Origin of the sequence: Rhizobium sp. 2MFCol3.1, assembly GCF_000377565.1 — a bacterium.
Classification (GTDB): domain Bacteria; phylum Pseudomonadota; class Alphaproteobacteria; order Rhizobiales; family Rhizobiaceae; genus Rhizobium.
The window spans coordinates 68,077-92,462 of sequence record NZ_KB898368.1 but is presented as its reverse complement, the minus strand read 5'-3'; the positions used below and the strand labels follow the sequence as shown (position 1 = coordinate 92,462).

The 24,386-nt window shown below is 61.5% G+C and carries 22 protein-coding genes; 8 read left to right on the top strand and 14 right to left on the bottom strand.

Annotated elements, in window-relative coordinates; translation table 11 throughout:
• Window positions 1-134 precede the first annotated feature (134 nt).
• Window positions 135-2,924 (bottom strand): bifunctional aconitate hydratase 2/2-methylisocitrate dehydratase, encoded by a 2,790-nt coding sequence (locus D460_RS0124570; protein WP_026283497.1) that lies wholly within the window; start codon window positions 2,922-2,924, stop codon window positions 135-137.
• Between the two features lie 580 nt (window positions 2,925-3,504).
• On the opposite strand from D460_RS0124570, the gene D460_RS0124565 reads away from it, so the two are divergent.
• Both D460_RS0124565 and D460_RS0124560 read left to right on the top strand, forming a co-directional pair.
• On the top strand, window positions 3,505-3,834 hold the full coding sequence (locus tag D460_RS0124565) for a metalloregulator ArsR/SmtB family transcription factor (protein ID WP_018901256.1): 330 nt from the start codon (window positions 3,505-3,507) through the stop codon (window positions 3,832-3,834).
• A gap of 222 nt (window positions 3,835-4,056) precedes the next feature.
• Complete coding sequence (locus D460_RS0124560) at window positions 4,057-4,884, top strand: inositol monophosphatase family protein (RefSeq protein WP_018901255.1); 828 nt, start codon at window positions 4,057-4,059, stop codon at window positions 4,882-4,884.
• A gap of 5 nt (window positions 4,885-4,889) precedes the next feature.
• Here the strand turns inward: D460_RS0124560 and D460_RS0124555 are convergent, their stop codons facing one another.
• From D460_RS0124555 to D460_RS0124530, 6 genes are all read right to left on the bottom strand, one after another.
• Window positions 4,890-5,732 (bottom strand): glycerophosphodiester phosphodiesterase family protein, encoded by an 843-nt coding sequence (locus tag D460_RS0124555; protein ID WP_026283496.1) that lies wholly within the window; start codon window positions 5,730-5,732, stop codon window positions 4,890-4,892.
• The gene (locus D460_RS0124550; RefSeq protein WP_018901253.1) at window positions 5,725-6,804 is read right to left on the bottom strand and encodes an ABC transporter ATP-binding protein; all 1,080 of its coding nucleotides are present in this window, start codon (window positions 6,802-6,804) and stop codon (window positions 5,725-5,727) included. The genes D460_RS0124555 and D460_RS0124550 overlap by 8 nt, the downstream gene beginning before the upstream one ends.
• A gap of 36 nt (window positions 6,805-6,840) precedes the next feature.
• Window positions 6,841-7,659: an ABC transporter permease subunit gene (locus tag D460_RS0124545; RefSeq protein ID WP_026283495.1), complete on the bottom strand. Its 819-nt coding sequence runs from the start codon at window positions 7,657-7,659 to the stop codon at window positions 6,841-6,843.
• A 5-nt stretch (window positions 7,660-7,664) separates the two neighbouring features.
• Entirely contained in the window at window positions 7,665-8,546 is an 882-nt protein-coding gene (locus D460_RS0124540) for an ABC transporter permease subunit (protein ID WP_245267792.1), read from the bottom strand.
• An 11-nt stretch (window positions 8,547-8,557) separates the two neighbouring features.
• Window positions 8,558-9,703 (bottom strand): extracellular solute-binding protein, encoded by a 1,146-nt coding sequence (locus D460_RS0124535; RefSeq protein WP_018901250.1) that lies wholly within the window; start codon window positions 9,701-9,703, stop codon window positions 8,558-8,560.
• Window positions 9,704-9,883: 180 nt separating this feature from the next.
• Window positions 9,884-10,765 (bottom strand): lytic transglycosylase domain-containing protein, encoded by an 882-nt coding sequence (locus D460_RS0124530; protein WP_245267798.1) that lies wholly within the window; start codon window positions 10,763-10,765, stop codon window positions 9,884-9,886.
• Window positions 10,766-11,117: 352 nt separating this feature from the next.
• Between D460_RS0124530 and gabD the strand changes: the two genes are divergently transcribed.
• Entirely contained in the window at window positions 11,118-12,572 is a 1,455-nt protein-coding gene (gene gabD, locus D460_RS0124525; RefSeq protein ID WP_018901248.1) for an NADP-dependent succinate-semialdehyde dehydrogenase, read from the top strand.
• Window positions 12,573-13,014: 442 nt separating this feature from the next.
• Window positions 13,015-13,542: a hypothetical protein gene (locus tag D460_RS0124520; RefSeq protein ID WP_018901247.1), complete on the top strand. Its 528-nt coding sequence runs from the start codon at window positions 13,015-13,017 to the stop codon at window positions 13,540-13,542.
• A 19-nt stretch (window positions 13,543-13,561) separates the two neighbouring features.
• Here the strand turns inward: D460_RS0124520 and D460_RS0124515 are convergent, their stop codons facing one another.
• From D460_RS0124515 to D460_RS0124500, 4 genes are all read right to left on the bottom strand, one after another.
• Complete coding sequence (locus D460_RS0124515; RefSeq protein ID WP_018901246.1) at window positions 13,562-14,467, bottom strand: LysR substrate-binding domain-containing protein; 906 nt, start codon at window positions 14,465-14,467, stop codon at window positions 13,562-13,564.
• A gap of 22 nt (window positions 14,468-14,489) precedes the next feature.
• Window positions 14,490-16,070 (bottom strand): alkyl hydroperoxide reductase subunit F, encoded by a 1,581-nt coding sequence (gene ahpF, locus D460_RS0124510; RefSeq protein ID WP_018901245.1) that lies wholly within the window; start codon window positions 16,068-16,070, stop codon window positions 14,490-14,492.
• 106 nt (window positions 16,071-16,176) lie between these two features.
• Window positions 16,177-16,740, bottom strand: a complete 564-nt coding sequence (ahpC, locus tag D460_RS0124505) for an alkyl hydroperoxide reductase subunit C (protein WP_018901244.1) — start codon at window positions 16,738-16,740, stop codon at window positions 16,177-16,179.
• Window positions 16,741-16,930: 190 nt separating this feature from the next.
• Window positions 16,931-17,635 (bottom strand): SDR family oxidoreductase, encoded by a 705-nt coding sequence (locus D460_RS0124500; RefSeq protein WP_026283494.1) that lies wholly within the window; start codon window positions 17,633-17,635, stop codon window positions 16,931-16,933.
• A gap of 128 nt (window positions 17,636-17,763) precedes the next feature.
• On the opposite strand from D460_RS0124500, the gene gcvA reads away from it, so the two are divergent.
• Window positions 17,764-18,645, top strand: a complete 882-nt coding sequence (gene gcvA, locus D460_RS0124495; RefSeq protein WP_018901242.1) for a transcriptional regulator GcvA — start codon at window positions 17,764-17,766, stop codon at window positions 18,643-18,645.
• A gap of 50 nt (window positions 18,646-18,695) precedes the next feature.
• Here gcvA and D460_RS0124490 read toward each other — a convergent pair whose 3' ends face one another.
• From D460_RS0124490 to D460_RS0124480, 3 genes are read right to left on the bottom strand one after another with little or no spacing between them, the layout of a single operon-like run.
• Window positions 18,696-19,328 (bottom strand): glutathione S-transferase family protein, encoded by a 633-nt coding sequence (locus tag D460_RS0124490; RefSeq protein WP_018901241.1) that lies wholly within the window; start codon window positions 19,326-19,328, stop codon window positions 18,696-18,698.
• Window positions 19,328-19,993, bottom strand: a complete 666-nt coding sequence (locus D460_RS0124485) for a Rieske 2Fe-2S domain-containing protein (protein WP_018901240.1) — start codon at window positions 19,991-19,993, stop codon at window positions 19,328-19,330. Before D460_RS0124485 ends, D460_RS0124490 begins: the two co-directional genes overlap by 1 nt.
• Complete coding sequence (locus D460_RS0124480) at window positions 19,990-20,250, bottom strand: hypothetical protein (RefSeq protein WP_018901239.1); 261 nt, start codon at window positions 20,248-20,250, stop codon at window positions 19,990-19,992. Before D460_RS0124480 ends, D460_RS0124485 begins: the two co-directional genes overlap by 4 nt.
• Window positions 20,251-20,563: 313 nt before the next feature.
• Between D460_RS0124480 and D460_RS0124475 the strand changes: the two genes are divergently transcribed.
• The 3 genes from D460_RS0124475 (at window position 20,564) to D460_RS0124465 (ending at window position 24,378) form a co-directional block, all read left to right on the top strand.
• Window positions 20,564-21,685, top strand: coding sequence for a BMP family ABC transporter substrate-binding protein (locus D460_RS0124475; protein ID WP_018901238.1), 1,122 nt, complete (start codon window positions 20,564-20,566; stop codon window positions 21,683-21,685).
• Between the two features lie 76 nt (window positions 21,686-21,761).
• Window positions 21,762-23,336, top strand: coding sequence for an ABC transporter ATP-binding protein (locus tag D460_RS0124470; RefSeq protein WP_026283493.1), 1,575 nt, complete (start codon window positions 21,762-21,764; stop codon window positions 23,334-23,336).
• 1 nt (window position 23,337) lies between these two features.
• Entirely contained in the window at window positions 23,338-24,378 is a 1,041-nt protein-coding gene (locus D460_RS0124465) for an ABC transporter permease (RefSeq protein ID WP_037112069.1), read from the top strand.
• Window positions 24,379-24,386: the final 8 nt, after the last annotated feature.

Genomic DNA, 24,386 nt, shown 5'->3' with positions numbered 1-24,386 from the left:
GGTTAGCCAACCAGTGCGGCCATCGGCACATTCAGCGTTTGGTTGACCTGTCGGCAGGTCGTGTCATTTGCCTCTATAACGCAAAACGCCCCTCAATGATCTGCATTGAGGGGCGTTTTTGTCAGGTCTAAACCTTAGTAGTGGACGGACCGGCTATCGATCGGCGTCGTCTTCGGCGGTGCGAACTTCGTCAGGTTGATACCTTCGACGGCGACGCGATATTCCTCGATACTCGGCGTACGGCCGAGGATCGCAGAGAGGACGACCAGCGGAGTCGAAGCGAGCAGCGACTCACCCTTCTTTTCCGCCGTGTCTTCAACGACGCGGCCCTGGAACAGGCGGGTCGAGGTGGCGAGGACGGTGTCGCCCTTCTCGGCCTTCTCCTGGTTGCCCATGCACAGGTTGCAGCCCGGGCGCTCGAGATAGAGGATGTTCTCGTACTCGGTGCGGTTGGAGGTCTTCGGCTTCACGTCGTCGAATTCGAAGCCCGAATACTTCTGGAGGATTTCCCAGTCGCCTTCGGCCTTCAGCTCGTCGATGATGTTGTAGGTCGGTGCGGCGACGACGAGCGGCGCCTTGAACTCGACCTTGCCTTCGTTCTTCTCGATGTTCTTCAGCATCTGAGCGACGATCTTCATGTCACCCTTGTGCACCATGCAGGAGCCGACGAAGCCGAGGTCCACCTTCTTGGTGCCGCCATAGTAGGAGACCGGGCGGATCGTGTCGTGGGTGTAGCGGCGCGAGACGTCGGCATTGTTGACGTCGGGGTCGGCGATCATCGGCTCGTCGATCAGGTCGAGATCGACGACGACTTCGGCGAAATACTTCGCGTTAGCGTCAGGCGTCAGCGCCGGCTTCTCGCCCGAGCGGATTTCTGCGATGCGGCGATCGGCCTTGGCGATCAGGCCCTTCAGGGTCTGCGCTTCGTTGTCCATGCCCTTGTCGATCATGATCTGCATGCGTGACTTGGCGATTTCCAAGCTCTCGATCAGCGTCTCGTCTTCGGAGATGCAGATGGAGGCCTTGGCCTTCATCTCGGCCGTCCAGTCGGTGAAGGTGAAGGCCTGGTCGGCGAGCAGCGTGCCGATATGGACTTCGATGATGCGGCCCTGGAAGACGTTGTCGCCATGCTGCTTGAGCATCTGCGCCTGGGTGGCGTGGACGACGTCGCGGAAGTCCATGTAGGGCTGCATCGTGCCCTTGAAGGTGACCTTGACCGACTGCGGGATCGGCATGGTGGCTTCGCCGGTGGCAAGCGCCAGCGCCACGGTGCCCGAGTCGGCGCCGAAGGCGACGCCCTTCGACATGCGGGTGTGGCTGTCGCCGCCGATGATGATGTCCCAGTCGTCGACGGTGATGTCGTTCAGCACCTTGTGGATGACGTCGGTCATCGCATGGTAGCTGCCCTTCGGATCGCGGGCGGTGATGACGCCGAAGTTGTTCATGAAGGACATGAGCTTCGGAATGTTGGCCTGGGCCTTTTTGTCCCAGACGGATGCCGTGTGGCAACCGGACTGGTAGGCGCCGTCGACCAACGGCGAAATGACGGTGGCCGCCATCGCTTCAAGTTCCTGCGCGGTCATCAGACCGGTGGTGTCCTGCGAGCCGACGATGTTGACCTTGACGCGAACGTCCGAGCCAGCATGCAGCACCTTGCCCGGCGTCACGCCAACAGCATTGCGGTTGAAGATTTTTTCGACCGCGGTCAGGCCCTGGCCGTCAATCGCGATTTCCTTGTTCGGTGCGAAGACCGGGGTCGCTTCGACGCCGAGTGTCTGGGCGGCGAAAGTCTGGAGCTTCTTGCCGAAGACGATGGCGTAGGACGAGCCGGCCTTCATGAACTCCATCTTCTGCGGCGTGAAGGAAGACGCGACATCGACCAACTCGTTGCCGGCCTCGTCGCGCAGCTTCTTGTTCTTCGCGTCGATCTTCAACACGGTGCCGGTTTCGACCGAGAACTTCTGCTCCAGGATCGGGTTGCCGTCGTTGTTGAGGATCGGCTTGCCGCTGTCGTCGAGCTTCTTGACCCAGTTCTTCAGGTTGAGACCGATGCCGCCGGTGACGTCGACCGTCGTCGCGAAGATCGGCGAGATGCCGTTGGTGCCGGCAACGACGGGGGCGAAGTTGACGAAGGGAACGTAGGGGCTGGCCTGCTTGCCGGTCCAGAGCGCCACGTTGTTGACGCCGGACATGCGCGAGGAGCCGACGCCCATCGTGCCCTTTTCGGCGATCATCATGACGCGCTTGTCAGGGTGCTGCTGCTGCAGGGCGATGATCTCGGCCTGTGCCTCAGGCGTGATCATGCACTGGCCGTGCAGCTGGCGGTCGGAGCGCGAGTGCGCCTGGTTGCCGGGCGACAGAAGGTCGGTCGAGATGTCGCCTTCCGCGGCGATGAAGGTCACAACCTTGATCTCGTCCTCGACATCGGGAAGCTTGGTGAAGAACTCAGCCTTGGCGTAGCTCTCGAGAACGTCCTTGGCGACGGCATTGCCGGCCTTGTAGGCATCGCGCAGGCGGAACATGTCGGCGTCGTAGAGGAAAACCTGGGTCTTCAGCACGTCGCCGGCCTGACAGGCAATTTCGGCATCATTGCCGAGTGCTACGTCGAGCAGCACTTCCACCGACGGGCCACCCTTCATGTGCGACAGCAGCTCAAGGGCGAATTTCGGAGTGATCTCGGGGACGATGGTCTCGCCGAGGATGATCTTCTTGAGGAAGGCGGCCTTGACGCCGGCGGCACTCGTCGTGCCCGGCAGCGTGTTGTAGATGAAGAATTTCAAAGCATCGGCGCGGTATTCGCTGCCGGCATCCTCGATGAGGGCAATGATTTCGCCGGTCAGCGCGCCGTCATCGATCGGCTTGGGGGCGAGCCCTTGAGTTTCTCTGCTTTTGATTTCGGCCAGGTATTCCAAGTACAGGTTCATCGCAATCCCAACGTCATGGTGTGTGGGGCGCTGACGCGCAGCGCCACCGAACGGCAGTGTTCATCAACCGAGGTCTTTACAGCTTTCATGCGCGTCAACCAAGGCCATCCGTGCAGATACCGCAATTCAGCAAAAAAAATATTACTTTAGATGGGCCAACACCGATTTTCGGCGACAGACGCGCTCGCGTTCCAGGCTGTGTTCCGTCACCGCATCGCAAGCCAATACGCGTTTGACCAACATCAAGAACTATAACTTTTCATAGGGTTGGAGCCCAGTCGTTAACCATCTTTTCAACACTGTGAACGATTGTGGCAGGGTAACTTCAACCGGGTGAACATGATGTCCACTATTCCATCACAGCATGGCCAGCCGCCCCTTATGGCGGAAAATGCGCTGTTGCCGCCACGGCTTCGTTCCGCCGGCTTCCACATTGGCTTCCAATCCATTCATCCGTCGCCCCGCGCGCGACTGCCCGCCGTATCGGGCTAGTCGTTCAATTTCGTGCTTAAACTCCGGGGACGGCGGACCGCGCGATATCGTGGACGACGCTTCCCGCCTATTTTATTGGGAAAATCATATGCAGGAAGACAATCAGAACCCGCAGAGCATTGCTGCTCTGGCGGAGCAGCTTGCGGTTCTCGGAAACGCCAACCGCCTCGCGATCCTGACCAACCTCGCCGAGGGCGAGATCCAGGTCAACGTGCTTGCCAAGAAACTCGGCCTCGGCCAATCGGCGCTCTCGCAGCACCTTGCCATCCTGCGGGCCTGCGAATTCGTCTCGACGCGGCGCGCCTCGCAATCCGTGTTCTACTCGCTACAGCCGCGCTCGATCGCAGCGACGCTGGCAAATGTTAGGGATCTGCTGGTTGGCTCCCGCGATGGCGAGGCGGAACGAGCGATCGGGTAGCTCCCGCCAGAGCTGAGTCGACGGGCGCGGGCGGTGGAAAGCTTCGGCGCGGGCAAAGCGAACGACCGTCGTTTCGCGAGCTATCCGGACGCAAGCCGATTTGAGGCGTGGCCAAGGCTGGCCTGAACATCATGCCTGGAAAGCGCCGCGTGCGTCACGAAATCGTCACGCGGCTCTGCCATGCGTGCTGGCCGTATTGCAGTTTCATTACCCGGGTTCCCAATGACATCCTCCCTCATCTCCTCGCGTCTTTCTCCGACCGCCTCCCCGCGCCTGATCACTCTCGCCTCGACGGTCGTGAAAGCCGGCGAAACGGCCCGTCGGTCGTTGCAGCGCCGGCGCATCAGCGATGTAGTGTCGAAGGGGCCGCGCGATTACCAGACAGAGATCGACGTTGCTGTCGAGCGGATCATCGTGACCGATATGATCGCGGCCTTCCCCTCCTACTCCATCAAGGGCGAGGAAGATGTCGGCAATCGGGTGGTGGGCGCGGATGCGCCGATCATCTACATCGATCCGATCGACGGAACGACCAATTTCGCCTGGGGCATTCCGCATTTCGGCATGACCATCGCGATCGCCGAAGGCGGACGGATCGTTGCCGGCGTGGTCTACGACCCGATGCTCGACGAACTGTTCAGCGCCGAACTCGGCGGCGGCGCCTATCTCAACGGCGAGCGCATTTCCTGCGTTGATAACGCCGATATCGAAAACGTCGTGGTCGGCGCCGGACTGCCCGTTCCCGGTCAGGTCAAGGCCGTTGCAACGGACGTCTATTTCGAGGCCTTGAAGAGATTGATGGGCAATACCGCCGGCGTGAGGCGGCTGGGCTCGGCGGCGCTGTCAATCGCCTATGTTGCAAGCGGCCGTCTGGACGGTTTCTTTGAGGATGGCTTATCGAAGCATGATTATGGCGCGGCGGCACTCTTGGTGACAGAAGCCGGTGGCACGGTTTCCGCCTTCAAGGGAGGCCCCGTGACGGCAAATGGCGATATTCTCGCCGCCAACACCGCCCTGCACCCCTGGCTCGTAGAAGGCTTCGAAGGCTAACAGCCCTAGCCGAGAAGCAATGCTTCCAGGCCGACCGGGTCATCGGTGGTGATCTGGTCGACCTTCAGCGCCAGAAGGCGGCGCACGACAGGCAATGCGGCCGGAATTGCCGAATTGATCGTGTAGGCGTCGATGCTGCGCCCGGCGCGATGGAAGGCCGCAACGAGGTCGTATCCGGCATCGTCGGCAAACAGCACAAGTTGATGGTGCAGGTAGATCATCCGCGCGCGCGGCGAGGCCGTTACGGCATCTGCGACGAAACCGTCGAAGTCACGGCTTTGCTTCAGGCGCTCGATCGCACCGTGATGGCACGGATCGTAGCCGATCGGCATGTCCGGCACGGCTTGGGACAGGCGTTCGACAGCCTCTGGATCTCCCGCCGAGAGAATGACCGATTTTGCGACCGGCGAGATCGCGGCGGCGAAAGCGGCGATATCCTCGTCGCGGATATCCGGGGAATCTTCCTTGAGATCGAGCTGCAGCACAGCGCCACCGTCGCGGCCGACGCGCTTCAGCAGCTGTCCAAGATCATCGATCAGCATGACCTTGTGAGCCGTCGGCTCACCAAAGGGGTCGCGCAGATGCAGATCGCGCAAGTCGCTCTCCGTCGCATCGATCACACGCCCCTCGCCCGTTGTCGCCTTGTTCAGCGTCTCGTCGTGCAGCACGGCGAAGCCGGCGCCATTGAAACGCACGAGATCGATCTCGATGCTGGCGCCCAGCGCCATCGCCTCGGCAATGCGTTGTCCCGTAAATGAGATATCGCCGGCATAGCGGTGCCCGCGATGCCATTTCAGCCAGGTCTTGTGGCCAGCCTGATCGATCGCGATGCCGTTGCGATCAAGCATTGCCGAGGATTCGATCATGATGTCGTTCGCCTGAGGTTGCCGATTGGTAGACCAGCTGGTTGTCGCGGAAGGCCCGGAATGCGGATGCCGTCGGCTCGATGCCCACGCCCTTCACCCAGTTGCTATCCGGTGCCGTCATCGCCTTCAAGCGCGTGCCATCGGCAAGGTCGATATCCACGATCTTGTGCGTGCCAAAATCGATGCTGCGATGGACGATGGCGGTCGAGAGCGTCTTCGATGGCTGCAGCGACAACGCCTCGGGACGGAACGCCAGCACGACGTCACCATCTTCGATCGGCACGGCAACGGGAAAGGCCGGATGCTGGCTGACGCCGCCACGAATGCTGGTCTTCACGAAATTCATCGAGCCGATGAAGCCTGCCACGAATTCCGTCTGCGGCTCACGGTAGACGATATCGGGTGGCGCGATCTGCTCGGTGCTGCCGTCGCGCATGACGACGATACGGTCGGCGAGCGCCAATGCCTCATCCTGGCCGTGGGTAACGAAGAGCGTGGTGATGCCGACGCGCTGCTGGATGTCGCGCACCTCCTCGCGCAGCCGTTCGCGCAGATGCTGGTCGAGGCTGGCGAACGGTTCGTCGAGCAACAGGATCTTCGGCTCCAGCACCAGCGAACGCGCAAGTGCCACGCGCTGCTGCTGGCCACCCGACAATTGCGTCGTCATGCGTCGACCGTAGTCCGCAAGCCCGACCAGCACCAGGGCGTTTTCGACGCGCTCGCGGATCTCGGCCTTCGGCAGGCGGCGAAGCTTGAGGCCGAAGGCGATGTTGTTGAAGACGTCCATATGGGTCCAGAGCGCGTGGCTCTGGAAGACCATGCCCGTCGGGCGCTTTTCCGGCGGAAGCGTCGTCACGTCCTTGGCGTCGATCAGGATCGAGCCGCCGCTCGGCTGCTCGAAGCCGCCGATCATGCGAAGCAGCGTCGACTTGCCGGATCCCGATGGACCAAGCAGGCAGACGAGCTCGCCGTCTTCCACATCGAGCGAGAAATCACGGACCGCGAACGAAGTGCCGAACGTCTTTGAGACGTTCTTGATCGTCAAGCGTGCCATATCAAGCCTTTCCTCGGGCAAAGCCCGATCCTAACGTCACGCGCCGAAGCCGCGAGCAAACGCACCCGTTCCGACGACACGGCGGGCAAACATCAGCGCGATGAACGACGGCACCCAGAGCATCACCGAGAGAACGGCGCCATATTGCACCACAATCTGGTTGTTGATGAAGGTAATCATCAACACCGGCATGGTGCGGATTTCAGGCGCGCCGATCAGCCATGCGCCTTCGGTTTCATAGAATGTGCCGACGAAGGTCAGCAGCAATGCGGCGAAGATCGTTGGCGCTGCCTGCGGCAGCGTGATCGACCAGAACACCCGCAACGGCCCGGCGCCTGCATCGCGTGCAGCCTCTTCCATCCGACGATCGATGTTCTGGAAGGCAGCCACCGGAATCCAGATCATCAACATCAACGTCCCGACGAGCTGGATCAGGACCACGCCCCAGAAGGTGCTGATCAACCCGAGCTTCAGGAAGATGCCGGCGATTGCCACCAGCAGGCCGAACTTCGGGAAGGCGTGCGATGCCAGGAAGGACAGGAAGAGCACGTTCTTTCCGGGAAACGACATGCGCGCGAAGGCGTAAGCCGCCGGCAGGCAGATGATGGCGGAGAGAAGCGTTACCGTCGTCGTCAGCCGCAGGCTCAGGAAGAGCGCGTCCCACACATCCGCGCGCGACAGCGTCTGTGACCAGAAGCGAAAGCCGAACTGCTGCGGAATGACCGATGGATAGCGCCACACTTCGGTGAATGCCCATGTGCCGACCACGATCAGCGGCACCGCGATGAAGAGCGTGAGCAGCACGGCAAACAGGATGCCTGCCCAATCGACGTTGGAACCGTTGACCTTGCTCATGATATTCATCGTGACGCCTCCCGATTTTTGGCGATCGAGCGCACATAGAAGATGCCGAAGACGAGGCAGAAGCCGAAGGAGATGACGGCCTGCGTCAGCGCATTCAGGGGATCATTCACATCGGAGAAGGTGCGCTGCATGAACGGCCCCATCATTTCCGGCGATGCCGGGCCGAGCACATAGGGCAAAGTGAAGGACGAGAAGATGCCAAGGATGGCAAAGGATGCTGTGACCAACAGCGAGTTGCCCATGCGCGGCAGGATGATCGAGATGAAAACGCGCAGCGGCGACGCGCCGACATCACGGGCAGCCTCGACCGAGCTCTTTGGAATATTGCCAAGCCCCGCCGTCAGCATCAGCACCGTCAAAGGAAGATTGTCCCAAACCAGCCCGATAACAGGGCCCCATGGGGTCAGATAGGGTGACGGGATTTTCGGCAGTCCGACAGCATTCAACAGCAGATCGACGGTACCATTGGGCCCGATCGTGCGGATTAGTGCGTAGGACAGGATGATCGATGGCACGAACATCGGGAAAATCGCCATACCCTGCACGTAGGCGGGAAGACGTCCCTGCGAAAAGCGCAGATAGAGCGCGATCGGCAAGCCGATCACCAGCAGCAGGACGCCACAGACGACAGTCGTCCACAACGTCACCCAGAGATTGGCGAGGCTGTAGGAATCGCTGAAGAAAAATGCGTACGAGGCCAGCGATACCGACCTTGTGCCGTCCGCCTGAGGGACAAACACGGTGGTGATCACGGCGGAAAAGATCGGGTAGACGATCAGCCACCCGAGCAGAAACACCGGCAGAGCGACCAGAAGAAGCCCCACCGGATTTTGCGCCTTGCCCGGCGCGGTTGCCCGCGCCGGCAGCGACAATGTCATGCCCTTACGCATCAGGTGCGGCTGATGCCCGGAGCAACGTTGCGGTACCAACCGTCGTTGATGTTGCTTTCCCAATCGCCGGCCGGGAAGGTCGGGATCGTTGTCGGGATGACATCGGCGTATTTCTGACGAAGTTCGTCGGAGATGTGATCCCAGGCAACGGCCGGGAAACCACCGAGTTCGGTGATGATCGCTTCCTGGATTTCCTTCGTCAGCATGAAGGCCGCGAGCTTGAGAGCGGCATCCTTGTTGGCGCCGTTCGTAAACACCGTCATGCGCGAGAAGTCGCCGCAAAGCGCCAGATCGGTGAGCTGGACAAGGCCGGTCGTCTCGGGCAACACGCCCTGCGACAGGGCCTGAAGCACCTGGTCGGACCAAACAGGCGTCATGGTGACGACGCCCTGGGCAAGCAGCTGGATCGACTGCGTGTTGCCGGAGGTGTAGGCACCCTTTTCGTAAAGCGAAGGCGCGATATCGTTGAGGATTGCCCAAGCCGGCGTCAGAGCCTGATTTGCGAAGTCGGCCGTGAAGTTGTCGATGGTGAACTTCTTCGGGTCACGACCATTGGCTTCGTGGATTGCGCGGCGAACGAAGTTGCCGCCGGAACCACCCTTGTCGGGGCGATTGTAGATGAACTGGCCGGGATTGGCCTTGATCCAGGCCGTCAGCTGTTCCCAGGTCTTCGGCGCGTCCTTGGGGTCGAGCTTGGTCTTGTCGTAGGCGAGCAGCACCTGCGAACCGCGGTAAGGCAGCGAATACTGGCTGTCGACGCTGAGCGGATTGACGGTCGCGAAGCCATCGATGTTCTCGGCCGAGAACTTGACCCAGAGGCCGGCATCGATACCACCCGTCGGCAGACGCGGGTTGAACGCTTCGAAGATATCCGACTGCGGATCCGTCTTCGACTTGAGCGCCGCAAGCGCACGGTCTGCAATCGCACGCAAGCCGGCGTTGTCGCCTGCATCGGTGACCTTTACGGCAGCTCCAGGGTTGGCCTTCTTGAAGGCCGGAAGCACGGTGTTGTTCCAGAAATCGATGATGTTGGCGTCGGAGCCACTATAGAGGTTGATCGTGCCATCTGCAGCCATTGCAAAGCGTGGCAGGGCCAGCAGACCGGCTGCCGCCGATGATGTGACAAGAAACTCGCGTCTGTTCATGACCGTCTCCATTCGGTTTTGGGGCACTGCCCTTAGGACTGTGGTTTTGCTATCGCCGACGCGTAACAGTGACATGACAAGATAGGGCCGGAATTCATTTTTTGCACACCCGTGCAATTTAATTTGCCGAATACGCCGGGGGCGCCGCGAAAGATCGCGGATGCGGCCGAGCGCAACGTCTCAATTCTTGAAAACCAGGCAGATCTGGTTGGTCTTGCGGATCTGCTTGCAGACATCATTGGCCTCCCCCCTCGTCTGCCGCGCAATGCGGGTCACATAGCGCGGCCGGAAGCCGAAGCTGCGGTCGCGCTGGCGCAGGATCAGCGGCTGCTCCTGATCAAGCGGCGCCGGAAACTGCGCGACGGCCTCGAAGAAGAGGCGACGGGCGACATCGGGATTGGCGCTCGCCGCGATCTGCACGCCCCATGGCGCCCAGTTTCCTTCTGGCCGCCAGACCGGCTCGACCATCTTGCGGCGATCGGCAAGCGCTACACAGCTCTCGATGAACGGCTGATCCTCGGCCAAGGGGCCAGCCGCCTTGTCGGGTGCCGAGGATTTCCACTCCTCGACGCTATGGGCGGTAATCGCCATCACGTAACTGCGGGTTTCCGTCGGCAGGCCGCCACCATTGAGGAAGTTGGACAGCCCGTTTTCACCGGCATTATACGCTGCCGCCGCGAGACCGAGATTGCCGAAGCGATCCCTGAGCTCGTCGAGATATTCGGCCGACTTCTGCAAGGCTTCCAGAACATCATAACTGTCCTGCAGTCCGCGCAGCTTGGCGGTGCCCGGCATGAACTGCGCGATACCCTGCGCACCCTTGTAGCTCAGCGCATCCGGCCTGAACCGGCTCTCGCGCCAGATCAGCCGGGCGAAGAAATCCGGCGGCAGGTCGTGCTCGGTCGCGGTCCGTTCGATCGCGCCGCAGAGATCGCGGTTGAAACTGTCCTTGCGAATGCAAAGCGTCTCCGCCGAGCCCGTCATCGAGCGCGTGTAAAGGCAGGCTGCCTCCGGCTGGGCCTCGGTGGGCTCGGCAGCATTGGCGGAGCCAATCAGCGTCATGCAAAGAGAGAGGCGGAAAGCCCACGACACGAATAGACCGATGCTGCGCCGCCTGATCGCGATCATTTGCTCTCGGCGCCACGCTGGCGACGCCGCCATTGGATGATGTCACGCGTGCATACCATTTGGTTTGGAGCCCGTAGTCAAGGTGCCGCCAAAACAGCGGCCTCTCCGCGCAGTGCCGACGGGCATGGCATCGGAGCGCGCCAATGGCTCCAGTTGCAAGTACCCGGCAATTCGGCCAATTTGATCTTGCCGGACGGGACACCACTTTATCCTGGACACCAGAAAGACGCTGACCCGATCAGTGCCGGCGGCCGTGCCGGTACCTTGTCAAAACAGGATGAATGCGATGCAGCTGAAAGACCCCTCCCTTTTTCGCCAGGCCGCTCTTGTTGGCGGAAAATGGATCGACGCCGATCCCGCCAATGCGATCGAGGTGAATAATCCGGCCACCGGCGAGATCATTGGCCGCGTGCCCAAGCTCGGCGGCGCCGAGACGAAGACGGCGATCGAGGCCGCGCGCGTCGCGCAGAAGGGCTGGGCCGCCCGCACCGCCAAGGAGCGCGCCGGCATCCTGCGCAAGTGGTTCGATCTGATGATCGAGAACAAGGACGACCTCGGGCGCATCCTGACGCTCGAGCAAGGCAAGCCGCTTGCCGAAGCCACCGGCGAGATCGTCTATGGCGCAAGCTTCATCGAATGGTTCGCGGAGGAAGCGCGGCGCATCTATGGCGACTTGATCCCCGGCCACCAGCCGGACAAGCGCATCATGGTGATGAAGCAGCCGATCGGTGTGGTCGCGGCGATCACGCCCTGGAATTTCCCGAACGCGATGATCACCCGCAAGGCCGGCCCGGCGCTTGCGGCAGGCTGCGCCATGGTGCTGAAGCCGGCGTCGCAGACGCCGTTCTCAGCGATCGCAATTGCGGTGCTTGCCGAGCGCGCCGGCCTGCCGGCCGGGCTTTTCTCGGTGCTGACGGGCTCTGCCGCCGCGATCGGCGCGGAGATGACGTCGAACCCGACCGTGCGCAAACTCACCTTTACCGGATCGACAGAAATCGGCGCCGAGCTCTACAAGCAGAGCGCACCCACGATCAAGAAGCTCGGGCTCGAGCTCGGCGGCAATGCGCCGTTCATCGTCTTCGACGACGCCGATCTCGACGCGGCTGTCGAGGGAGCCCTGATCGCCAAATTCCGCAACAACGGTCAGACCTGTGTGTGCGCCAACAGGCTGTACGTGCAGGACGGCGTCTATGACGCCTTCTCGAAGAAGCTGGCGGAAGCCGTCGGCAAGTTGAAGACCGGCAATGGTTTCGACGAGGGCGTCATTCTCGGTCCCTTGATCGACAAGCCGGCGCTTGAGAAGGTTGAGGAGCATGTCGCCGACGCGCTGGCGAAGGGCGCCAACATCATCCAGGGCGGCAAGCCGCATGCGCTGGGCGGCACCTTCTATGAGGCGACTGTTCTCGCCAACGTCACCAAGGACATGGCGGTCGCGCGTGAGGAGACGTTCGGCCCGCTTGCTCCCCTCTTCCGCTTCAAGGACGAGGCTGATGTGATCGAACAGGCCAACGACACCGAATTCGGCCTCGCCTCCTATTTCTACGCCAAGGACCTCGCGCGCGTGTTCCGCGTGGCCGAGGCGCTGGAATACGGAATGGTCGGCGTGAATACGGGCCTGATCTCGACGGCGGAAGCGCCGTTCGGTGGTGTGAAGCTCTCAGGTCTCGGCCGCGAAGGCTCGCGATACGGTATCGAGGAGTTCACCGAGATCAAATATGTCTGCCTCGGCGGCATCAGCTGACGCAAGAGCACCAAAGGCGCGCAAGCCGAATGGTTTGCGCGCTGACGCTACCGTTGATCCGGAAAATTGAAAGCTGAAGAACGCGTGCGCCAGAATCGAAAAAGCCTGCCGCGGGAGGAGGTGCGACAGGCTTTTCGAAAATAACCGAATGACAGCTGGGAGGAGGAGTGCTGTCATTTCCACAGGCGCCCTTGGGAGGAGGATAAGGCCACCTGCAACTCGAAGCTCTGCGGGAGGAGGTGCATCGCTTCGATGATTTGTTTATACAGCAAGCGCGCTCAAATCATAGGCACAATTTTGCAGAACAGCTATGCGTTATGCGCTTGACGCGTAGCTTCTGTCGCAGATCTGCGACATGCCGCCCTTGCCGTGCAGATCGCCGGCCCCCTTGGAATTTCTACGGTTTCTGTTACCACGCGCCAAAAGCCATGAGGAAACGCCGATGAGCGCCGCATCTTATCGTGACTATGTTGTCGACCTGAAGGCACGTATCGACGATCTGCATACCGACCCCAGCGCCTATCAGACCTACGATCTGACGATGGAGCTGCTCGCCCAGAAAAACTTGATCAGCTACGCCATGAGCCGTAAGCAGGGTCAGGTGGACAGCCTCTTCTATCGCCGCGACACGGCAAGCGGACAGGGTACGCAGATGTCGCAGGAGACGGCGTACCGGGTGTTTTCCGGCTTCTTCGGACTGGGCCAGTTCCTGGCGTCGACGGGCCGGGCGAACGGGCTCGGCGAGGAAGCGTTCGCGGAGACGCTGACGGCGGGATGGGAATATCCCACCTGCGCGGTCCAGTTCGCCTATCGGAAGAAGGGCCAGCCGCGCGGCGCTTCGATGAAGATGCTCTTTGTCGGGCTGAATGGAGACGCTGATGCCGCGACCTTCGAGGCCAAGCTGACGGAACCCGAGCTCTTGATCGGCGCACGGCCGTTCTCGACCAAGCTCCTGTGGGAATGGAAGTAACGTCGCCTTAGGCGGTCGGCTACCGTCGGATGTCGGCAAGCAGCTCCTGGGCAACGTCGCGCAGGAGACCGGCGATAGTTTCCAGAAAAGCGCCCATCGCTGAACCTGTGCGCCAGCACATGCCGATCCGCCGGTTCGGCGAGATGCCTTCGAAACGCAGCAGCCTTATATCGCCCGACGCCGGATGCAGCGCGGCGAGCTCGGGCAGAAGCGTGATCCCGACATTGGCGCCGACCATCTGGCGCAGCGTCTCCAGGCTGGTGGCGCGAAACGAGGTGCGCTCGCTCGCACCCGACAAGCGGCACACATCGAGCGCCTGGTCGCGCAGGCAATGCCCCTCTTCGAGCAGCATAAGGTCATAGCGATTGAGATCTCCGAGCACCAGAGACTGCCGCCTTGCCAGCGGATGCGCGGCGGGAACGGCGAGCAGAAAGTCTTCCTCGAAGAGAAACTCGGCCTTCAGGTGATCGTCGTTGACGGGAAGAGCGAGGATCGCGGCATCGAGATTGCCGCTTCTGAGCCGCGCCAGCAGCGCATCGCTCTTTTCCTCGATTAGCAGCGTCTCCAGCCGCGGGAACTGCCTGTGGATGCGTGGTACCGCATGCGGCAAAAAATAGGGAGCGAGCGTTGGGAAAATGCCGAGCCGCAGGGTGCCGACCTCGGGATTGAGGCTGCGCAAGGCCGACGACCTGATCTCGGCGACCTCCCGCATGATACGCCGCGCCCGCTCGACGGTATCCTCGCCGAATGGTGTCAGCATGACCGTGCGCGGCGTGCGCTCGATCAGCGGAGCGCCAAGCGTCTCCTCCAGTTTCCGGATTTGCGTCGACAGCGTCGGCTGGCTCACCAGGCACGCCTCGGCGGCCCGGCCAAAATGCCGGTGGTCCGCCAAGGCAATCAGGTATTCCAGCTCGCGAAGCGTCATTCCAGAACCGTGTCGATCAGCCTCAGGCCGCCTTCACCGCATCCTCGTCCGGGCTGGACGTGCGGATCAGGTGATCGAAGGCCGCAAGCGATGCCTTCGCGCCCTCACCGAGCGCAATCACGATCTGCTTGTAAGGCACCGTCGTGCAATCGCCGGCGGCAAAGACGCCGGGCACCGACGTCTGGCCGTGATGATCGACAATGATTTCGCCGCGCGGCGACAGATCAATGGCGCCCTTCAGCCATTCGGTGTTCGGAAGCAGGCCGATCTGTACGAAGATCCCTTCCAGATCAAGTGTGTGGCGCTGACCGGCAACGCGATTTTCGTAGACGAGCCCGGTCACCTTCTGGCCGTCGCCCAGCACTTCCGTCGTCTTGGCGGAAAGCAGGATATCGACGTTGGGAAGGCTGCGCAGCTTGCGCTGCAGGACATCGTCGGCACGCAGCTTGTTGTCGAACTCGATCAGCGTCACGTGGCTGACGATGTTGGCAAGATCGATCGCCGCCTCGACGCCGGAATTGCCACCGCCGATGACGGCAACGCGCTTGCCCTTGAAGAGCGGGCCATCGCAATGCGGGCAATAGGCAACACCCTTGTTGCGATAGTGATCCTCGCCGGGAACACCCATCTGCCGCCAGCGGGCGCCGGTCGACAGGATCACGGTCTTCGAGCGCAGCGTCGCGCCATTGGCGAGTTCGACCGCGATCATGTCTTTCCCCGGAACGAGCTTTTCGGCACGCTGCAGGTTCATGATGTCAACGTCGTATTGCTTCACATGCGCTTCCAGCGAAGCCGCGAACTGCGGGCCCTCGGTGTGCTGTACGGAGATAAAGTTTTCGATCGCCATCGTATCAAGAACCTGACCGCCGAAGCGCTCGGCGGCAACGCCGGTGCGGATGCCCTTGCGCGCGGCGTAGATGGCCGCCGCAGCGCCAGCCGGACCGCCACCGATGACGAGGACGTCATAGGCTTCGCGGCTATTGAGTTTCTCAGCGGCACGCGCCGCGGAATTGGTGTCGAGCTTGGAGACGATCTCCTCGACTTCCATTCGGCCCTGACCGAACAGCTGGCCGTTGAGATAGACTGTCGGCACCGACATGACCTGGCGGCTTTGAACTTCGGCCGGGAACACGCCGCCATCGATCGCCACATGCTTCACGCGCGGGTTCAAGACGGCCATCAGGTTCAGGGCCTGCACGACGTCGGGGCAATTCTGGCAGGTCAGCGAGAAATAGGTTTCGAAGAGGAAATCGCCATCGAGATCCTTGATCTGATCGATGATAGCCTGTTCCGTGCGCGGCGGGTGGCCGCCGACCTGCAGCAGAGCCAGCACCAGCGAGGTAAACTCATGGCCCATCGGAATGCCGGCGAAACGCAGGTTGATGTCGTGGCCCGGGCTGGTCAGCGCGAACGAGGGTGCACGCTCGCCGTCATCGCGCGTTTCCACGACCGAGATCTTGTCGGAAAGTGCGACCAGTTCGGCGAGGAGCTCCGACATCTCTTTCGACTTGGCGCTGTCATTGACCGAAGCGGTGATCGCGATCGGGCGAACGACCCGCTCCAGATAGCCCTTCAACTGGGATTTCAGATTGTCGTCGAGCATGGGACACTCCGCTAAAAATGGATGGCCGCGCCGCGTTTAAGGCGCTGAATATGGTATTGGGTGCCGCCCTCCAGTCTGGACCGGAAGGCGGCTCGTCATTTGAAGGTCAGATCTTGCCGACGAGGTGCAGCGACGGAGCGAGCGTCTTTTCGCCCTCTTCCCACTTGGCCGGGCAAACTTCACCCGGATGCGCGCGCACATACTGCGCTGCCTTGATGCGGCGCAGCAGGTCGACGGCGTTGCGACCGATGCCTTCGGCGGTGACTTCCATCGCCTGGATGACGCCATCGGGATCGACGACGAAGGTGCCGCGGTCGGCAAGGCCTTCGGATTCGCGCATGACTTCGAAGTTACGGCTGATCGTGCCCGTCGGGTCGCCGATCATCGTGTACTGGATCTTGCCGATCGTCTCGGAGCTGTCGTGCCAGGCCTTGTGGGTGAAGTGCGTGTCGGTCGAGACGGAATAGACCTCGACATCAAGGCGCTGCAGCTCGGCGTAGTGATCGGCGACATCGCCGAGTTCCGTCGGGCAAACGAAGGTAAAGTCAGCCGGATAGAAGAAGAATACCGCCCACTTGCCCTTGGTGTCGGCATCGGTCACTTCAATGAATTTGCCCTGCTTGAAGGCCTGCGCCTTGAAGGGCTTAATGGATGTGTTGATAAGGGACATGAAGGCTCCTGTGAAATTGCTGCGAAGCGAAAACCCGCTTTCGCGCCGCAACATAAGCAGGGGCCGGCGATAAATGAAATAGATAAAGAAAATTATTTCGATAGATAATCTCTATCGCTTGGCTTCTACGTGACGTTTATCAAGCGGCCGCGAAATAGCCGCTTGATTTGGGACGCATTGGCTTCTGCGATCACACCGATCGGCCAAGCCCGCCGTCCACCTTGATATTCTGCCCGGTGATATACCCCGCACCTTCCGACGCCAGAAACGCGACAGTCGCCGCGATCTCCTCGCTCGTGCCATAGCGCTTCATCGGCACCGATTCGCGACGCTCCTCGGTTGCCGGCAAGCTGTCGATCCAGCCCGGCAGGACGTTGTTCATGCGGATATTGTCCGCCGCATAAGTGTCGGCGAAGATCTTGGTGAAGGAGGCGAGACCGGCGCGGAAGACCGCAGAGGTCGGGAACATCGCCGACGGCTCGAAGGCCCAGGCGGTGGAGATATTGACGATCGCGCCAGATTTCTGCGCCTGCATGATCGGCGTCACGATCCGGGTCGGGCGGATGACGTTCATCAGGTAGACGTCCATGCCCTTGTGCCAATCCTCGTCGGTGATATCGAGGATCGGCGCGCGCGGGCCGTGTCCGGCGCTGTTGACGAGCACATCGATGCGGCCCCAGGCCTGCATGGCGAGATCGACAAGGCGCTTGATGTCGTCATTCGACTGGTTCGAGCCAGTGACGCCGACGCCACCGAGTTCCTTGGCCAGCGCCTCACCCTTTCCCGAGGACGAGAGGATGGCGAGCTTGAAGCCATCGGCCGCTAGACGCTTGGCGGCATCTGCCCCCATGCCGCTACCGCCTGCCGTCACTAGTGCCACTTTTTCTACTGTCATGACATCCACCCTTTCGTCGTTTCTCTTGCGCATCGCGCATGTTTTCAGCTTTGATGCAGGATGATACCATCGGCAAGACGTCGCTTCGAGCCAATTCGATTGGCGTAAATCAGTAGAAAAACTATCGCATGAACGACCCGCTTTTCCGCCTTCCGCCGCTGAATGGCCTGCGCGCCTTCGAAGTCGCCGCCCGCCATCTCAACTTTCGCGCCGCAGCCGAGGAACTGGGCGTTACCCAGGCGGCCGTGGCCCAGCAGGTCCGTGGATTGGAGAAGGAACTGAACCTCGCCTTGTTCGAGCGCCTGCCACGCAAGCTTGCTTTGACAGAGGCCGGACGTGGCTACGCCGAGAGCATCCGGCGTGCTTTCGAACTGATCTCCGATGCGACGGCTACTTTGAGACCGGAGCCCTTGCGGTTGACGATCAGCGTCACGCCGACTTTCGCATCAAGATGGCTGATTCCGAGGCTACCGGACTTCCTGGCCGCGCACCCGGATCTCGATATGCGCATTCTCGCCAGCGAGCGCGTCGCGAACTTCCAATCGGATGACGTTGATATCGCCGTCCGGTTGGCGCGACCGCCCTTTCCGGCGTCGCTGGAAGCGAATCTGCTTTTCGAGCAGGAGCTTGTCCCGGTTTGCAGCCCGGCGCTGATGCCAGCAACCGGGGCGCTCGACCCCGCCGATCTCGCGCGTTTCGTGTTGCTTCACGATACCCACAATCAGTGGCCTGAATTCATCGCCACGATCGCGGGCGCAAGGCCCGTCGCCACCTCGAAGGGCGTTCGCTTCAACCAGACATCCCACGCCATCGAGGCCGCGCTTGCCGGCCAGGGCATTGCGCTGGCAAGCGCGGTCTTCGTCAACGAGGATATCGCCGCCGGCCGGTTGATGCCGGCGTTCACGGAAACGATGCGTGCGCAATCGGACTTTTACGTCGTCTCGCTCCGTAAACCGAGGCACGCCCAATCCGTCGCCAAGGTCAGGGCGTGGTTGCTTCACCCATGCTAGCCTGAAAGGCACCCGCCTCTCGTGACCCAGGCCGGCATGCCTGGGCCGGTTCAGTGATAGTCGGGGATACCAGGCATCGTCAGGAAGCCCTTCACCGTGCGGACACGTCGGATCCAGCGGCGGAGCGCCGGATACTCGTCGTGATCGATCCCGTAGTCGCGGCTGAGCGCGAAAGACGGGAACAGAGCAAGATCGGCAAGGGTCGCGTCCTCGCCCACGAACCATTCCTTCCCGTCGAAATGGCGGATCGTCATGTGATCATCCATGATGCGGAAGGCGGCGCGCGCCGATTGGCGAAGCGCATCTGTGTCTCCCGGCAGGTCGAACAGCGCCTGCAACCGCGCCTCGGCGGCGGCTGCCAGCGACGTCTCGCAGAAGCTGAGCCAATGGCTGAGCGCGCCGAAAGTGGCGGCGTCATCAGGCAGCCAGCGCTTTGGCGGATCGTAGGCCTTGGCGAGATAGAGCATGATCGCGGTCGTGCCGGAGAGGACGAAATCCCCATCGCGCATCACCGGTAGCGTGCCCTGCGGATTGAGCGCCAGCATCGGCGGCTTCTGGTGCTCACCGCCCGGAAACATGTCGATCGCGACCGTCGACCACTCCAGTCCCAACGCGGACAGCGTCAGGCGCGCGCGGTAGCTCTGTTCGTCCAGTTCGTAATTGTAGAGCGTGATTGCGGACATCAGGCGACCTCTGCCGTGCGCGATTGCTCGAGCGCATAGCGAAGGCGTTCGGCCCATTGCGCATAATGCTTCTGCTTGTCGCCGCCATAGATTGCGGGAGCCCCGAGGATGACGATATGCGCGGCAGTCTTCGTATCATGCATCTCTTGAAGACCGATCAGCAAGACATCGTCTCCCAGGGCGAGCCTGCCCGGTTCCGCCGCCAACGCCGTCATTCCCGCACGCACAAAAGCATCCCGGACGTCTTCAACGGAGCGATCGACGTAGAGACTGCGAACGGGCGTGACCTCCGGGGCGTCCATATTCGGCATCACGCTCGCTTCATCGGTCGTCGCCCAGACAATCCCGTATTTCTCCTGGGCGAGATAGGTCGGGACCTTGATCGTCTGCGGCACGTCCAGCGTCGGGTGCGCGGGAATATAGCGACATTGACCGGCGGTGTCGTATTGCCACCCGTGGTACAGGCAGGCGATGTGATCGCCTCGTACGAAGCCAAAGCTCATGCGCATGCCGCGATGCGGACAGCGATCCTCCCAGACGTGGGCCTTGCCGCTGCTGTCGCGCCAAACGACGATCTCGCTGCCTTGGGCAATCGCGCCCGCCGACGTGCCCGCCTCGATAGACGACGACAGCGCAACCGGCACCCATCCTTCACTCAATTTCATATTTCACTCCTGTTGGCGCCGCCGCGCTCGATATCGAGTATGAGGCAATCATAGGGGCCAAGACTGCAGGCCATTTCGAAGGCATCCACGAGATCCTCCTGGCCTTTCACCAAAAGCGTCGCGGAGGCTGCGTCGCAAGTATCGACACTAATCGCGAGATCCAGGCGACGGGCGCGGTGAAGCGCGAATTCGATGAAGCTCTCGCGAACGAGCCGCCCTCGAAATATGAAGCGTGCGCATTCGATCACCCCCGACATTCTTCGCCTATCGCCCGCAACAGCCGCACCCTATGTTTAAAAATTAGCCGAAATGCACAATAAAATATCATGCCCTAGTTTTGTGCATTCTAGCCATTATCGCGCACGAAATTCAAGTCGGCTCAACTCTGTTCCTTGTTATTGAACTTTGCCGCCATTGAAAAAGCACGCCGAGAAATCGCCGGTTGGCCGCGCGATGCGCACACCACCACAGGGCGGCAGATTGGCATGTTTGTTGCGTCGAGAGAGTTCGGGCCAAGACAATTGCAGACAACGAGCGCGATCATTCGCGCCAAACAAATGAGGGGACCAAATGATCGACCTGCGCACACTCTCCCGCCGCGGATTTCTGAACATGGCAGCCGCCGGCGCCGCCGCGACCATACTGCCATCAGGCTTCGCACGCCAGGCACTTGCCGCTTCGGCGTTTCCCGCGATCAATGAAGAGGACGCGGTCGTTGGCTTCGGCCATGTTGGTCCGATCTCCGATGAGGGCTGGACCTGGGCGCACCATCAGGGCCTGCTGGCCATCAAGGAAGCCTATCCCAAGCTGAAGAAGGTCCTGGAAGTCGAAAACGTCCCCTATTCCGCCGACGCGACGCGCACCTACCGCCAGTTCGTCTCGGAAGGCGCGAACATGATCTTCGACACCTCGTCCAGCGGCGACTTCCTGCATGAGGTCGTCAAACGCGCGCCGGAGGTGGCGTTCCTGGAGTGCAACGGCCACGTCTCCATGGACAATCTCGGCTGGTACTACCTTGCGCACTGGTATCCGACCTATGTGCTCGGTGTTGCCGCCGGTCATCTCTCGAAAACCGGAAAGCTCGGCTACATCGCCTCCTTCCCCGTCGCCTCCGTCTATGCCTCGACGAACGCGTTCGTCATGGGCGCCCGCACCGTAAACCCGAACGCGACGGTGCAGACGATCGTCATCAATTCCTGGTTCGATCCGCAAGCGGCCACGCAGGCTGGCACGGCGCTGATCGATAATGGATGCGATTTCCTGTTCGGCATCATGGATGAGGCCGGATACCTGCAGGTCGCGGAAAAGCGTGGCGTGTGGGCGGCGATGTGGAACACCGATATCCGTCGCTACGGCCCGAACTCCTACGTCTCATCGATCCTGATCGACTTCGCGAAATTCTATGTCGATCAGGTCGGCAAGCGTCTCGCAGGCACATGGGCACCGAGCGAACAGTTGTTTGCCATGGGCGCCGGCGTCGATCGCGACAAGTGGGGCGAGAAGGTCCCGGCCGAGGCGGCAGCAGCGGCAGACGCGGTACGCGACAAGATCATGGGCGGCTGGTCGCCGTTCACCGGCGAGCTGAAGGATGCGACCGGCAAGGTGCGCGTCGCCGCCGGCCAGAGGATGACCGAAGTCGAACTCTACAACTGGGATTGGTCCGTTGAAGGGGTCACCGGCCTGTCCGCCTGATCCAAGAACGCCCAAGAAAATGAGCCCGGCCGCCAAGTGCAGGCCGGGCCAATAACCATCCATCTCGGTGCCATTGATGACTGAACACGCCACCCGCCATACCCCGGCCGCAGGCACGCCGCCTCTTGTGCAGCTAAAGGGTATCGCCAAGTATTTTCCCGGCGTGATCGCCAACGAGAATGTCGACCTGGAAGTGATGCCTGGCGAAATCCACGCACTCCTTGGCGAAAACGGGGCCGGCAAATCGACGCTAATGAATATTCTGACTGGCATCTACCGGCCGGATGCGGGCGAGATCATCATCGACGGCTACGCCCAGGAATTCAGCACGCCGGCACAGGCGATTGCATCAGGCATCGGCATGGTGCACCAGCATTTCAAGCTTGTTCAGGCATTCACCGTCGCCGAGAACATTCATCTCGGCTGGGCCGAGACGCCACGCCGCGCATCCGCCCAGGTGCTCGAACAGCGTACCGCCGCGCTGGCGTCCAAATTCAACCTGCAGACCCGCCCCGGCGCGCGCGTGAGCGACCTATCCACCGGCGAACAGCAGCGTGTCGAGATCCTGCGTGTTCTGGCGCGGCAAGCCCGCGTCCTGATCCTCGACGAACCGACCGCCGTCTTGACGCCCGTCGAAGCGCGCGAACTCTTCAAGGCGCTGCGCGAGTTCGTGGCCGCCGGCAACGCCGTCATCTTCATCAGCCACAAGCTCGACGAAGTGTTGGGAATTTCCGATCGCATCTCGATCCTGCGCGGCGGCAGAAAGATCGCCACCGAGGTCGCGGCCGAGTGCAATCCGCGCATGCTGGCCAAGCTGATGGTCGGCCGCGACATCGTGCTAGCCGACATGCGTGCACGCTCCGGCGATGCGGCGCCGATCTCCGATCGACCGGTACTGGCGCTCGAAAACGTCTCGGCGCTTGACGACAACGGCAACAAAGCCCTGCACGACGTATCGATCAGCGTCCGCGCCGGCGAGATCGTCGGTATTGCGGGTGTTGCCGGCAACGGCCAACGCGAACTCAGCCAGGTGCTGACCGGTATGCGTCCGGTCGCTAGCGGCCGGATTCTGATCGAGGGACAGCCGGCCGACAGAAGCGATGCCGCGGCCTTTGCCGAGAACGGCATCGGGCACATTCCCGAGGACCGGTTGCACAGCGGCCTTGCGCCGGCGCTCAGCATCTCCATCAATGCCGTGATGCGCGAATATGCAAAGCCGCCGGTCTCTTCGCACGGAAGCTACAAACCCGCTGCCGCAACCGCTCTCGCCAAGGAGATCGCGGCCGCCGCCGACGTCGCCATTCCCGACTTCGCAATGCCCATCCGCAACCTGTCCGGCGGCAATCAACAGCGCCTCGTCGCCCGTCGCGAAATGCGCATCGCCAAAAAAACGCTGATCGCCGCCTACCCAAGCCGAGGCCTCGATGTCGGCGCGATCAACACCATGCTGCGCTACATCGTCGAACTCAGGGACGCCGGCGCCGGCATTATCCTGATTTCCGAAGAGCTCGAGGAACTGCTCAATCTCTCCGATCGAATTGCCGTTCTTTATGAAGGCAAGATCGTTGGTATCGTTGAAAACGACAAGGCTGATCTGGATGAGATCGGCCTGTTGATGGGCGGCCGCGCCCCGGTTGGCGAGGTCGCTTGATATGACAGCCTTTCGTCTCCAGCGCCTCCCCTCGGCCTCTCCCGGCATCGCCTTCGCGGCGCGCGCCACTGCCATCATCCTCGCGCTTGTCTTTGCCGGCATCATTCTCGCATTGACGGGTGCCAACCCGCTCGACCTCGCCGCTCAGGTCATCGATGCGAGCTTCGGTTCGAGCTTCGGCATGGAAGATCTCGGCGTCCTCGTCACGCCACTCATCCTCACGGGCCTTTCGGTGGCCGTCGCGCAGCAGATCGGTGCCTGGAATATCGGCGCGGAGGGGCAATTCTACGCAGGCGCCTTCGCGTCAGCGGCCGTCGGCCTCTTCGTTCCCGGACCGCCGACATTGATCCTTGTGCTCATGTTCATCGCCGGCATTTTCGGCGGTGCCATCTGGATACTCGTCCCGACGCTTGCGCGCGCCTATGCCAACGTCAATGAGCTGATCACCACGCTGCTTCTGAATTTTGTGGCCATCCTGCTCGTCTATTACGTCTCGACCAACGCCTGGCGCGACCGCATGGCGAATTCGGCGACGCCGCGGCTTTCCGCCGAAATCCCGGAACTATGGGGCTCGATCCATTGTGGCCTGCCGATCGCGATCCTCATCGCGCTTCTGGTCGCCGGTCTGCTTGCCTATTCCCGCTGGGGCTATGAGGTTCGCCTCGTGGGCTCCAATCCAGCGGCGGCGAAATATGCCGGCATGCCGGTCCGCAGGCATCTGATCACCGTCATGCTTCTATCGGGCGCCATTGCCGGGCTCGCCGGCATGCTCGAGATCGCCGGCACCGTTCACCGGCTGCAAGGCGGGATTTCCAACAATTACGGCTATCTCGGCATCATGGTCGCGGTTCTCGCGCGCAGTTCGGCCGTCGGCGTGATCTTTTCCGCCGCGCTGATGGCGTTCATCCTGAACTCCGGCATCATTCTGCAAACGCAGGGGCTCACCACCTCCACCGTGTTGGCGATCACCGGCCTTATCCTCTTTCTCACTGCTATCGGCGACGAACTCGCCCATTACCGCATCGCCCGCGACAAGGCCTGAAGGAGAAC